Genomic DNA, 12,483 nt, shown 5'->3' with positions numbered 1-12,483 from the left:
ATCCATGCTGTTGGGGCAGACTTTCGTGAAACCCAGGCGCTCGGCCAGGAAATCGCGGTCTATGCCCAGGGCGTGCCCGGCCAGGGCCCCGGAGCCCAGAGGCAGGGCGTTGACCCGGGCGCTCAACTCGGCGAAACGCTCACGGTCGCGCTGGAACATCCAGAAGAACGAGAGCAGGTAGTGGGCGAAACTGACCACCTGGGCCTGCTGAAGGTGTGTGAACCCCGGCAGCCAGGTGCTCTCGCGGCCGCGCGCCTTGTCCAGAATAGCGCGCTGAAGGCCGATCAGGCATTGGCCCACGGTCTCCACCGCGGTGCGGGTCCAGAGGCGCATGTCGGTGGCCACCTGATCGTTGCGGCTGCGGCCGGTGTGCAACTTGCCGCCCACAGCGCCCACGATCTCGGTCAGACGGCGCTCGACCGCCATGTGCACGTCCTCGTCCTGCTCCCGCCACTCGAACTCGCCGCGCTCGACCTCGGAGGCCACCTTGTCCAGGCCCGCCAGAAGGCTGTCGCGCTCGGCGGCGGTGATTATCCCGGCTCGCTCCAGGGCCTCGGCATAGGCCCGGCTGCCCTGGATGTCCTCGCGCCAGAGACGGCAGTCGAAACCGATAGAGGCGTTGAACTCCTCCATCAGACGGTCGGTCTCCTCCTGGAAGCGTCCGCCCCAGGCTTTTTTCGCCTTGTCCTCGGCCATGGCGCTCACGCCTTGCCCGCGCGCCGTCCGGTGGCCCGGGCGCCCTCGCGCTCGAGGATCGCCTCCACGGTCAGCGGCAGGCCGAAGATGTTGATAAATCCCTCGGCATCCGACTGGTCATAGACCTCCTCAGCGCCGAAAGTGGCGTATTCCATCCGGTAGAGCGAGTGCGGACTCTTGCGCCCGGCGGTGATGATGTTGCCCTTATAGAGCTTCAGGCGCACCGTGCCGGTGACGAATTTCATCGACGCGTCGATGTAGGCGTCCAGCTGCTCGCGGATGGAGGTGAACCACTGGCCGTTGTAAACCAGATCGGCGTACTTGGCGGCCAGGAAATCTTTCATGCGGATGCTCTCGCGGTCCAGGCAGAGTTCCTCCAGCTCGCGCAGGGCGCGCACCAGGATCGCCCCGCCGGGGGTTTCGTACACGCCGCGGCTTTTCATGCCGACCAGACGGTTTTCGCACAGGTCCACCCGTCCGATGCCGTTGGCCCCGCCCAGGTCGTTCAGTTTCTCGACCAGGGCCACCGGGCCCAGCGCCTTGCCGTCCAGCGCCACCGGGGTGCCCTTGACGAAATCGAGGGTCAGGTAGGTGGGCTTGTCCGGAGCTTTCTCGGGCGAGACCGAAAGCTGGTACATCTCCTCTTTCGGCTCGTTCCAGGGGTCCTCCAGCTCGCCGCCCTCGTGGCTCAGGTGCCAGAGGTTCTCATCCCGGCTGTAGATTTTTTTCTTGGTCGCCACGATTGGCACGTTGTGCGCTGCGGCGTAGTCGATGGCGTCCTCGCGGCTGCGGATGTTCCACTCGCGCCAGGGGGCGATGATCTTGAGCGCGGGGTTGAGGGCCTTGGTGGTCAGCTCGAAGCGCACCTGGTCATTGCCCTTGCCCGTGGCGCCGTGGCTGACCGCATCCGCGCCCTCGGCCTCGGCCACGGCCACCATGTACTTGGCGATCAAGGGCCGGGCCATGGAGGTTCCGAGCAGGTACTTGCGCTCGTAGACCGCGCCGCTGCGCAGGGTGGGCCAGATGTAGTCGGTGACGAACTCCTCGCGCACGTCCTTGACGATGCACTTGGAGGCCCCGGTCTTGAGCGCCTTGGCCTCCAGGCCGCTCAGGTCCTCACGCTGGCCGACATTGGCGGCGAAGGCGACCACCTCGCTGCCGGGGTAGTTTTCCTTGAGCCAGGGGATGATGATCGAGGTGTCCAGTCCGCCGGAATAGGCCAGGACGATTTTCTTGACCTGCTTTTTCATCTTCAGCGCTCCAGTCCAGTTCGGATTATGGTTGGTGAGACAGGAATTTGCGAATAAAGAACCGGTAGGGCGATTCATGAATCGCCCCTGCGGCAATGTGTCGAGCCAGCAGCATATACTATTTCGTGATCATCGTGGCCACGACCTTGCCGGCCAGATAGCGTTCCATACCGCTGATGTCGGTGATCAGCACTTTCTGCACTCCGCCCTCCAGGGCGCTCAGGGCCGAGCGCACCTTGGGCAGCATGCCGCCTGTGATGATCCCCATCTTGATCAGTTTTTCGGCATCCGCGCCGCTGAGCGCGCCGATCTCGTGGTCGCCCTCCAGCACTGCGGGCACGTTGGAGAGGAACACCAGCTCGGCCGCCTTGAGCCCCAGGGCGACTTTCTGGGCCACATGGTCGGCGTTGATGTTGAGCACGGCGCCGGCCTCATCCTGGCTGACCGGCGAGACCACGGGCAGCCAGCCCAGCTCGAGCATGCGGTTGAGCAGCAGGGCGTTGACTATGCCCGGTTCGCCCACATGGCCCAGCCCGGCCGGCTGGGTCATCTTCTTGGCCTTGATCAGGCCCAGGTCGCGTCCCGAAAGGCCCAGCGCCTTGAGGCCCTTGAGCTGCAGCGCGCCCACGATGCGCTTGTTGACCAGGCCGCTCAGGACCATTTCCACCACCTCGATGGCCTTGTCATCGGTGACGCGCAGGCCCTCGACAAAGCGCACCTCCAGAGCGAGCTTTTCCAGCAGGCGGCCGATCTCCTTGCCCGCGCCGTGCACGATCACCAGCGGCCGCTTGAGGGCGGCCACCACCGTGCTCATGCGTTCCAGGAACTCGGGGCTGTCCACCTCGCCGCCCCCGATTTTCAGGACCATCGGTCTCCGGTTGTCCATAGTCTCAGGCCCTCACGCTTGGGATAGCCAGCCCGGTGGTTTCCTCCAGGCCGAACACCAGGTTGAAATTCTGCAGCGCCTGGCCCGAGGCGCCCTTGATCAGATTGTCGATGGCCGAGGAGATGACCACGGTGCGCGTGCCGGGCACCGGGTGCACGCCGATCACGCAAAGGTTGTTGCCGCGCACCCAGTTCAGGTGGGCGGCCTGGCCCTCGGGCAGGACCCGCACGAACGGCTCGCCGCGGTAGGCCTCCTCGATGGCGGCCCGAATCCTGGCCGCCGGGGCCTCGGTCCGCAGGTAGAGGTTGGACAGGATGCCGCGGCTCCAGGGGGCGAGCTGGGGGGTGAACACCACCCGGAGGCTGTTGTCGCCGGCCAGGGCGCCCAGCACGGACTCCATCTCGCCCACGTGGCGGTGCTGGCGGCCCACCTTGTAGGGCAGGATGTTCTCATCCACCTCGCAGAAATTGTAGGCCAGCTCGGCCTTCCGTCCCGCGCCGGTGACCCCGCTCTTCGAGTCGGCCAGTATCTCGCAGCCAGGCTCGAGCAGGTTGCCCGCCACCAGCGGGGCGGCGGGCAGGATCACGCTGGTGGTGTAGCAGCCGGGGTTGCCCACGATGCGGCTGCGGGCGATACGGCTGCGGAACAGCTCGGGCAGGCCGTAACAACTGGCGCTCAAGAGCTGGGGCGCCGTGTGCGTCGTGCCGTACCACTGCTGGTAGACCGCGGGGTCCTCGAAGCGGAAATCGGCGCTCAGGTCGATAATCTTGAGGTCAGGACGGTCGATGCGGGCGATGGTCTGCATGGCCGTGGTGTGCGGCAGGCAGGTGAACACCGCCTCCACGCCGGAGGGGTCGGCTTTCTCACTGGCGACCAGCTCTTTATCGATGGCGCAGGGGAAGACCTGTGAAAATCTCTTCCCCTGGTAGGTCTCACTGGTGATGAATTCGAGGCTCACCCGCGGATGGCCGAGCAACAGCTTGAGCAGCTCGAACCCGGTGTAGCCGGTAGCCCCGTAGACACCCACTTTGATCTTTCTGTCCACCACTTCTCCTTGTTGTCCGAAGCCTGTCGATCAGTTGACATTCATTGTCGTAAATTACGGAGTGCAATCCCTTTTCTGCCGCCGAAAACGGCCGGAGATGGGGCGCCCGGTCCCGTGTCTTTTGTAGGGGCGGCCCCCCGTGGCCGCCCTGCGGAACAGGGCAGGCACAGGGGCCTGCCCCTACGTGGGAGACGGCATGCTCTCCCCTTAAGGGCTGTCCGCCCGATCGCACACGCGGGTGCAACCCTGCATGGACCGGAAAGGCAGCGTCGAGGAGCGGGCCGTCTGCGGCTCAGTGCTCGATCGAGAACAGAGAACGGAAGCGTGTGATTACCCCGCCCGTGTGCTCGCTGTCGCGCAGCACCACCAGCACCGTGTCATCCCCGCCCACTGTGCCCAACACCTCGGGCCAGTTGAGCGAGTCGACCGCCGCGGCCACGGACTGCGCGAACCCGGAGCGGGTCCGGACCACGATCAGGTTGGCCGAGAATTCCACCGAGCAGACCGCGCCCTCGGCCACCGGCGTGCTCCAGCCCTGCTCGCGCCGGGACACGTAGCGGTAGACCCCTGAGCCGTCCGCCACCTTGACCAGGCCCAGGTCACGTATGTCACGCGAAATCGTGGCCTGGGTGGTCTCGATCCCCAGCTTTCCCAGGCGGTCGAGCAGGCTGCCCTGGTTGGAGATCGGTTCGTTGGCCACCAGCTTGAGGATCAGGCTGCGACGTCGCCGTTTTTCATCCGCCATACGAATACACCGATGAATGAGTTGTATAAATATACAAAAATAATTAATAAATTTACAATGGAAGGCGGTCTTTGTCAATAATGTTTCAGCCGCGGGCTGGAAAAAGCGGTGCACCTGACACGAGCAGGCAGGCTATTGCGTTTCCTCCGCAGCGGCGATATGTTTGCTGGGCAGGACGACGGATGGGACGGGAGCTGCGGCGCACCTCGGGTAGGCCCGGTCGGGCCAGTTGTAAGATGAGTCTGCGCTTGGTGATATCTTTCGCAAGATACGGGAAAACGGATGAAGATCGACAAGCACCTGGTCATTCCTGGAAAACTGGGCTACGTCCGGGGCGCCAAGCCCAAGGTGGACTGCATACTCTGCTCGATCCGGGACCGCGACAGCCGGGTGGTCTCGCTGGAGGTGCACCGCGGCCGCCTGATGCTGGTGTCGCTGAACCTGTTTCCCTACAACCCCGGCCACCTGATGATTTTTCCGCTGCGCCACCTGACCGACCTCAGGCAGTTCAACCGCGAGGAGGTGCTGGAAATGCACCGCCTGCAGAAAAACTGCATGGGGGTGCTGGACGAGCTTTACAGCCCGGCCGGGTTCAACGTGGGTTACAATATTGGCCCGACCAGCGGGGCGAGCATCGAGCATATCCACTGCCACCTGGTGCCGCGCCACCGCAACGAGCTCGGTCTGCTGGAGATGATCAGCCAGGGCACGCGCGTGCTGGTGGAGGACCCCCACGAGACCCTGGCCAAGCTGCGCGCCACATTCGAGCGCCGCGGTCTGGTATCCGAACCGTAGGCATACCTCAACACCCTATCACGCCCCTCGAACCACGGAGAAAGCCCGTGAACAGGACTGTCTGGAGTGCTACCTGCGCCGTACTGGTTTGTCTCGCCCTGTCGGGCGCTTGCGGTGTGAAAGCTCCGGCCGGGCCGGAGAAGGACAGCCTGGCCGACGGCACACCGCGCAAGGGCCTGGTCTGCCATCAGGCGCAGCAGTCGCCCACGGTGGACGGCTGGCTGGATGACTGGCAGGGGGCCGACTCGCTTCTGCTGGATGACACCTCCGCAGTGGCCGACCCCAACCGGGTAAAAATTTTCACCCTCTGGGACCGGAATTACCTGTACGTGGGCTACGAGGTGCAGGACCATTACTTAGTCGGGCTCCAGTCCGAGCGCGACCACAAGGCCCTGTACAAGGACGACATGATCGAGGTGCTGATAGACCCGCGGCGCGACTGCACGGACAAATGGCTGGAGGACGACATAGTCTACCACGTGAACGTCCTGGGCCAGGTCAAAGACGACCGCGGCACGCCCGAGGGCGCCAGCGACGCCGCCTGGCAGAGCCAGGGCCAGTGGGCGGTGGGCCACGAGGGGACGCTGAACGACTCGACCGACCTGGACCAGGGGTTCAGCGTGGAGCTGGCGATCCCCTGGAAGGAGATCGGCGTTACGCCCCGGCCCGGTGCAACGGTGGGTATAAATTTTGCAGCCGGAGATGCCGAGGGGCCGGAAGAGCACCTGTGGGACTGGTGCGGGGCCCACCCCTTCCGTCAGCCCGCTGTCTACGGCGTGCTGCGGCTCGAATGATTACCAAAACCGCCTCGTTCACAGGGAGAGTGAAAAGCATGCGCCGGATAGTCTTTTTCGCCACGCTGTGCCTCGCCGTTTTCTTTTCCGCCGCCGCCGCTCAGGCGATCCACCCGGAGCATGGCCGCGACCTGGTCGAGCCCCAGGTGTACCGGGGCATGCAGGCCTACATGCTGGAAAAGCGGTTCGACGCCTGGATTTTCACGGGCCAGGGGGCGTTCGACGACGCCGCGCGGGAGGTCCTGGGCCTGTCCGGGTCCACGCGCCACCGTTGGTTCATCGTGTTGCCCGGCATGGCCACGATCAAGCGTCCCTGCCTGGTCTACCATCCGGATGACGAGAAGGTTTTCAGCGGCATCAAGATGTACCCGCTGCCCTACCGCAGCCGGGCCGAGCTGGAGAAGCAATTCACCGGCTACCTTTACACTTTCGTGCGCAAGGCGGCGCTCAATTATTCAGCCGGTTACAACGTGCCGGACCTGGACCAGGCCGGCGCGGGCGTGGTGGAATGGCTGAAAGGGATGACTTTCGAGGTGATCCCGACCGGCTCGATGCTGTCGTTTTTCAACACGCGCTGGATGCTGGGGCATGTGGATTCGCACCGCGCGGCCGCGGCTGCGCTGGATTCGGTGCTCGGACGGAGCGTGCTCTGGCTGGGAGACCGTCTGGCCGCGGGCAAAAAGACCACGGACCGGGACCTGGCCCGTCAGGTGGAGAGCGGCTTGAAAAAAGCGGGCCTGGAGAGCGTGGCTCCGGTGAGCGTGCGCCTGGATAGCCTGACCCGCACCGAGTTGGCTTCGCCGGACCGGAAGCAGCCCCTGGTGATAACCCGCGGCAGCCTGATCTACCTGGAGGCCTCCGCCCGTCCCCGCAAGGCCGAGTTACCGATGTTCGCCCGCCTGGGCTGGACCCTGGTGGCCGATACGGCCGCCAACGCGTCGCTGACCGGGCAGTGGACGGCTATCGTAGCGGCGGCGCAGGCGGCCCTGGACTGTCTGGAGCAAGGGATGGGCCCGGGGCACGAGGTGCTTGGCTATCAGGTGGACGATACGGCGCGGGCGCTGCTGGGCGCGCCGGATTTGCTTCCACGGCCGCTGGGGTTCAACCTCAACCCGTGGGGCCATTCCTTCGGCGTGCAGCTTGACGACTGGCTGGCCCACGATGACCGGGAGGTGATGCCCGGGATGGGGTTCAGCCTGGAGCCGGGTGTCTGGACCACGAATTACGCCCTGCGCATGTGCAACAACCTGTTCATTTCCGCCGGGCCGGACAATAAGCACACCGTGGACCTGAGCGCTCCGCTGCAGCGGAAAATAATCCCGCTGCTGGCCGGGGAGAAAGGCTTGAAAGAGGCGTTCGCGGCCCCGGTGCAGTGAGCGGGGCGGTCCGGGGTGGGTCGGGATTGTTTAGATCAGTCAGAGAGAGGGGCAGCCGCCGCAGGGGCTGTCCCTTTTTTTATCCCCCTCTCGGCCGCGGCAGGGCCGGGATCAAGCGGGTGCTTCAGGCGGGTCCACCGGGAATTGGAAAGTGGCTTCCATCTCGCGCATGGCTTTGGCGTGACACTCCGGGCAGAGGCCGTGGGTGAAATCGGCGTCGGAATGTGCGCTGATGTACTCCTCAACCTGGCGCCAGTAGCCCGAGTCATCGCGGATTTTCTTGCAGGAGCAGCAGATCGGCAGCATGCCCGACAGGGTGTGCACATTGGCCAGGGCGGTCTCCAGCTCGGAGATCAGTTTGTCGCGCTCGACCGCAGCGAGCTTGGCGGCGTGGATGTCGAGCAGGACCCCCACCAGGCGTGAGGGACAGCCCAGCGGATCGTAATCCAGCCGGCCGATGGCGCGGACATGCCGGGGCGTGCCGTCGGAATGGAGCATGCAGACCTCGAGGTCGTAGCTGTCACCCTCGGAAATGGCCTGCTCCACGGCGGCCTGAATCATATCGCGGTCCCCGGGGTGGATGTAGTCGATCCATTCGCGTCTGGGCTGGTGCTCCGCCGGATCCAGGCCGAGGATGTTGTAGACCTCGTCCGACCAGAGCACACGGCCCGTGGCCAGGTCCCAACTCCAGTTCCCCAGGTGCGCCATGTGCTGGGCCTCGGACAGGGCGGCCTCGCTGCGGCGCAGGGAGTCCTGCTGCCGGCTGAGGCGATGGAACAGCAGCTCCACGGGGCGCTGCAACCCGGTGAAGATCACCGCCCGGTAGACCAGGTAGAAGGAGAGGATTTTAAGCAGGTGGCCGATCATGTTGAACAGGCCGTAGGGATCGGCGTAGAGGGTGAAACTCAGCTCGCTGGCGATGCTGCTGACCAGGGACCAGGCCACGAGTCTGAAGACGGTGGAACTGAAATTGGCGCGCAGCCTGTATAAGCGCAACAGGGTGACGGCGAGCAGGACGCAGAACGCGTACTCCAGAGTGATTTTGAACAGGGTCAGGCCCTGGCCTTCCCGGAAACAGTCCGGGAAATGGCCGCTGAAAATGCTGAGCAGCAGAAGGCCGGACACCACGGCGCAGGTCAGGACCAGCGGCCATGGCCGCAGACGCCGTCCGAGCAGAAATGTGGCGCCAAGGAGGGAAACGCTCTCGATCGCCCGGGCCGCGACCCAGAGCTGGGTGGGCAGGTTGGAGCCGGAGACGGCCATGATATGCATGCCCTTGAAAGAGAGGGCGTGTAGAAGGTCGAACAGGCCGACGAACAGGTAGGCCAGGCCCAGCAGCAGGACAAACCCGTTCTCGCTCACCTGGCGCGAGTTCCAGGCGAACATGAAGATGCCTGCCGCCACCACCACGCTGAACAGTTCGGCCAGCAGGTGGAACAAAAGGTAGTTCCGCTGGCTGACGAACACACCGAGCACCAGGATGGTCAGGACCACTGCCGCGATTTTCAGTTTCCCGGCAAGGCTGTGTCGAAGGTCTTCAGTTTTAGGTTCGGCCATCGGTGCCGACTCCGCTGATTGTGTAAAAGTGGACAGCGCAAAACTTTGGCAATAAGTTAAAGCAATATGCATGCCTTTGCTAAGAGCTTGAATATCAATAGCATAAGAATAACACTCGTTCAATTGTCTCGAAACGTGCGCTTGATTGCATAAAAACATTCAACAGTCGGGGGGCTGTAGTCTGGGATTCAGGGCTGAAGCTTGAAGAGTTCGCCTTTTTCACCGGCGACATAAACGACATGCTCGAATCCGGCCAGAAGGCAGCGGCCGTGCGGAACGAAACCGGCCCGTTCCAGCACGCGGACCGAGCGGCTGTTCACGGGGCGCACGGGCGAGACGATCCGGGCCAGGCCCAGGCGTTCCAGGGCGTAATCCCGGCAGGCGGCCGCGCCCTCGGTGGCCAGGCCGTGTCCCCAGAGTTCGGGTACGAGGAGGTAAGCCAGGGCGGTCTCCTCCCGCTCGGACAGGCGCATCGGGTTCAACCCGATCAGGCCGGCGAACTGGCCGGAGCCGAGGAGCCGGGCGGTCCAGATGCCGTAGCCGTGATGCTCGTAGCGCTCACGGTTACGCAGCAGCCAGGCTGCGGTCCCGTCCCGGTCCAGCGGCTCGGGGTAGAACTCCATCACCCGCGGGTCGCCCAGCAGGCGCAGCATGTCCTCCAGGTCGGCCGGGGTGGAATGCGCGAGGCTGAGCCGCGCGGTGGTCAGGACATTCATCGTTCAAGCCGGGCAACCTGGTTCAGGGTGAATCTGCGACCGGCGGGGCCGGCCGCAGGCAGAGCCGGGAATTATAATACCGGCTGGGTGGGTTCCGGGCAAGGGCCGTCTTGACGGCTTGTGCTCATATCCGTGCTGGAATAGCCCCTCTAAGGCCTTCTTTCGTTTCAGCGGAAGAGGCAAAGCCAGCAGGAACTTATTTGCAGTGATGTCCCTGCGTTTCCCAGCGAGACCCCGTCAGGCGGTAATCGCCAGGAGGCCGGCCAAACCTCCCCCTACACCCTGTTTTCGGATCACAGTGGAGATTTTTTTCCTGCGCGGCTCCCCAAAAAAGCTTAGGGCTTGGCGGCCGATGAGGACGGGGTGATTCAAATCAGAAAAGAAAAGGCCGCCCGGCGGGGGGCGGCCTTTAATTGTCTCACAGGTTACACGTGTTTCAGGCCAGCATGTCTTCGAGCATGCGGTCGGCGATGCCGGAGGCGACCTCGGAATTGTTGTAGTAGCCCGAGTCGATACGCTGGCGGATCTGCTGCAAGCGATCCTCATCCGGGCCGGCCACACTGTCCAGGCCGCTGCGTCCGGCCCCGGCGGCGAGGCGCCGCGAATCGATTATGTCGCCCAGGGCTCCGCTGGTCAGGATCGCCTCGGCGGTTTTCTCCACGACCTCATCGCTCAGGGGCAGTCCGCCGGCCAAAGCGGTGCGGGCTGTCTGCACCTTGTCCTGGCTGACCTCGACTTCCTTTTCCTCCTGGCTCTGGAGGGCCGGGTTCTCGCCCTGGGTGCGCTGGAGGTTGCGCGCCTGCTCGGAGATTGTAACCGTGTCCACCCGGAGCACACCGGAGGCGGAGCCGTCTTTCGCGCCCTTGACCGCCCCCTCGCGGGGTTTGTCCACCGGGGCCTGGTCTTTCAGGCTCTTGGCGTCGGTTCTCTGCAGGAAATTGTCTATTTTCATCGGCAGTCCTCTGGGAAACGCGGCCCGGCGGTCCTGAAATCCAGGCTCCGTGACGGTCCGCTAACAATTCCAGGTCTTATCCGACAGCGGGATATTCCATGTCTTTCTGTCTCTATTATCGACAGCCATCAGGCCGGACTTTAACGCCACGCTCAGGTTTTAATGTCCTTGAACCGGGCTTTCCCCTTCGTGGCGACAGGGGCGTAGCCGAGGAGCATTTTTTTCCCGGCTTTCACCTGGCGCAATTTTCGGGCCAACTCCTGCCTGATTTCGACGGCCCGGTCCAGGCTGACCCGGTCGCGCGCCGAGTGCTCGCGGATACGTTGTCCCAACTCCTCCCACAACTGCCGTGCCCGTGCCGTGAGGCCGGGGCTGTCATGCAGCGCGGACTCGTACTGCGCCCTGGCCTCCTGCAGACGGGCGATGATGCGGTCCTTGCGCTCCAGAACCCGGGGCAGGCGCTCCAGCTCGCCGCTCTCGATCAGGCTCGCCTGGAGCTCGACCAGGCTTCCCAGGTTCTGCAGGCGCACCAGCTCCTGCTCCAGCCTCTGTTCCAGCTTTTCGTCCGCGTTTTTCAATCCGGCGCTCCGCTCCTTAACAGCAGACAGGGAATACTTTCAGTGCCCGATCTGACTGCAAATTTCAAGCCGCGCGGTCCGGAAGGCCGGTTTTCCACTCCGGCAGGCATTCAACCGTAAAACGAGCTTTCAGCACGGTCCGACAGGGCAAGAAATGCCGGTCGCTCAGAGTTCCACCCCGGCAATCGCTTCCTCCAGCACCTGACGGCGCAGGGCGTTGTCCTGGGGCCGCGGGTTGGTGCGGATCGTGGTGGATACCGGGGTCAGCTCGAGGATACGGTCGATGTCCGCCGTGGTGAGCCCCAGCTCACCCAGGGAGCGCTCCAGGCCCAGGCCGCGGTTGAACTCGGCCAGCTCGCGCACCAGTGCCCCGCCCGCCCGGTTCGCGCTCTCCTGCCCGCGCAGTCCGAACAGCCAGGCCAGCTCCCCGATCCGCTCATCCGCCCAGCCCAGGTTGGCTTTCAGGCAATAGGGGGTGAGGATGCCGACCAGCTTGCCGTGGGCCAGGTGACGGTGGCTGCCCACGGCCATGGCCAGCTCGTGGCCCAGGCCCACCCCGGTGCCGATCGACACGCCGCCGCAGTAGGCGGCCAGGAGCATGTTGTGGCGCGCCTCGATGTTGCGGCCCTCGCGCACGGCCAGGGGCAGGTTCGCGCGGATGAGCCTCACCGCATGGGCGGCATGCGCCATCACGATGGCGTTGTTGGCGGTGGACAGGTAGCCCTCGATGGCCTGGCCCAGGGCATCCAGGCCGGTGTCGCGGGTGATATCGGGCGGAAGGTCCAGGCAGAGCTGGGCATCCAGCAGCACCACCGTGGGCAGCATGTCCCAGGAGTAGACACCCTTTTTCACCCCCAGGGCCGGGTTGGTGATCACCGAGACCTTGGTCGCCTCGGAGCCCGTACCCGCGGTGGTGGGGATGGCGATGACCGCGGGGCACTGCGGCCGGAACTGGAGTTTCTGTATCTGGTAGTCGGCCAGGGCGCCCTCGTGCACGCTCATGATCGCGGCCAGCTTCACTGTGTCCATCACGCTGCCGCCGCCCAGGGCGATGAAGATGTCGCAGCCGGTGCGGCGCGCCAGATCGGCGGCG

13 protein-coding genes are annotated in these 12,483 nt (G+C 64.5%); 3 read left to right on the top strand and 10 right to left on the bottom strand.

The features are described from left to right. From argH to LLH00_17445, 5 genes are all read right to left on the bottom strand, one after another. On the bottom strand, positions 1–696 hold a 696-nt coding region (argH, locus tag LLH00_17465), incomplete at its 3' end, for an argininosuccinate lyase (GenBank protein ID MCE5273069.1). Between the two features lie 5 nt (positions 697–701). Beyond that, positions 702–1,946: an argininosuccinate synthase gene (locus tag LLH00_17460; protein ID MCE5273068.1), complete on the bottom strand. Its 1,245-nt coding sequence runs from the start codon at positions 1,944–1,946 to the stop codon at positions 702–704. A gap of 118 nt (positions 1,947–2,064) precedes the next feature. Continuing rightward, on the bottom strand, positions 2,065–2,814 hold the full coding sequence (argB, locus tag LLH00_17455; protein ID MCE5273067.1) for an acetylglutamate kinase: 750 nt from the start codon (positions 2,812–2,814) through the stop codon (positions 2,065–2,067). 22 nt (positions 2,815–2,836) lie between these two features. Further along, positions 2,837–3,877: an N-acetyl-gamma-glutamyl-phosphate reductase gene (gene argC, locus LLH00_17450; GenBank protein MCE5273066.1), complete on the bottom strand. Its 1,041-nt coding sequence runs from the start codon at positions 3,875–3,877 to the stop codon at positions 2,837–2,839. 292 nt (positions 3,878–4,169) lie between these two features. Beyond that, positions 4,170–4,622: an arginine repressor gene (locus LLH00_17445; GenBank protein MCE5273065.1), complete on the bottom strand. Its 453-nt coding sequence runs from the start codon at positions 4,620–4,622 to the stop codon at positions 4,170–4,172. Between the two features lie 282 nt (positions 4,623–4,904). On the opposite strand from LLH00_17445, the gene LLH00_17440 reads away from it, so the two are divergent. The 3 genes from LLH00_17440 to LLH00_17430 are packed head-to-tail and all read left to right on the top strand — an operon-like array spanning position 4,905 to position 7,587. Next, entirely contained in the window at positions 4,905–5,417 is a 513-nt protein-coding gene (locus LLH00_17440; protein MCE5273064.1) for an HIT domain-containing protein, read from the top strand. Between the two features lie 47 nt (positions 5,418–5,464). Continuing rightward, on the top strand, positions 5,465–6,211 hold the full coding sequence (locus tag LLH00_17435; protein ID MCE5273063.1) for a carbohydrate-binding family 9-like protein: 747 nt from the start codon (positions 5,465–5,467) through the stop codon (positions 6,209–6,211). A gap of 38 nt (positions 6,212–6,249) precedes the next feature. Further along, positions 6,250–7,587 carry an aminopeptidase P family protein gene (locus tag LLH00_17430; GenBank protein ID MCE5273062.1) on the top strand — a complete coding sequence of 446 codons (1,338 nt, stop codon included), beginning with the start codon at positions 6,250–6,252 and terminating at the stop codon, positions 7,585–7,587. A 111-nt stretch (positions 7,588–7,698) separates the two neighbouring features. On the opposite strand, the gene LLH00_17425 is transcribed toward LLH00_17430, so the two are convergent. From LLH00_17425 to LLH00_17405, 5 genes are all read right to left on the bottom strand, one after another. Continuing rightward, positions 7,699–9,144, bottom strand: coding sequence for a PAS domain-containing protein (locus LLH00_17425; GenBank protein ID MCE5273061.1), 1,446 nt, complete (start codon positions 9,142–9,144; stop codon positions 7,699–7,701). Positions 9,145–9,332: 188 nt separating this feature from the next. Then, positions 9,333–9,860, bottom strand: a complete 528-nt coding sequence (locus LLH00_17420) for a GNAT family N-acetyltransferase (protein ID MCE5273060.1) — start codon at positions 9,858–9,860, stop codon at positions 9,333–9,335. Positions 9,861–10,296: 436 nt separating this feature from the next. Then, the gene (locus LLH00_17415) at positions 10,297–10,812 is read right to left on the bottom strand and encodes a hypothetical protein (protein ID MCE5273059.1); all 516 of its coding nucleotides are present in this window, start codon (positions 10,810–10,812) and stop codon (positions 10,297–10,299) included. 152 nt (positions 10,813–10,964) lie between these two features. Further along, a complete protein-coding gene (locus LLH00_17410) occupies positions 10,965–11,390 on the bottom strand; it encodes a hypothetical protein (protein MCE5273058.1) in 426 nt (141 codons plus the stop codon). Positions 11,391–11,555: 165 nt separating this feature from the next. Further along, the coding region (locus tag LLH00_17405) for an iron-containing alcohol dehydrogenase (protein ID MCE5273057.1) at positions 11,556–12,483 on the bottom strand (928 nt) is incomplete at its 5' end.

The sequence above is a fragment of the bacterium genome (genome assembly GCA_021372515.1).
In the GTDB taxonomy this organism is placed as follows: Bacteria; Gemmatimonadota; Glassbacteria; order GWA2-58-10; family GWA2-58-10; genus JAJFUG01.
This window is presented reverse-complemented; position numbering and strand designations above follow the sequence as displayed.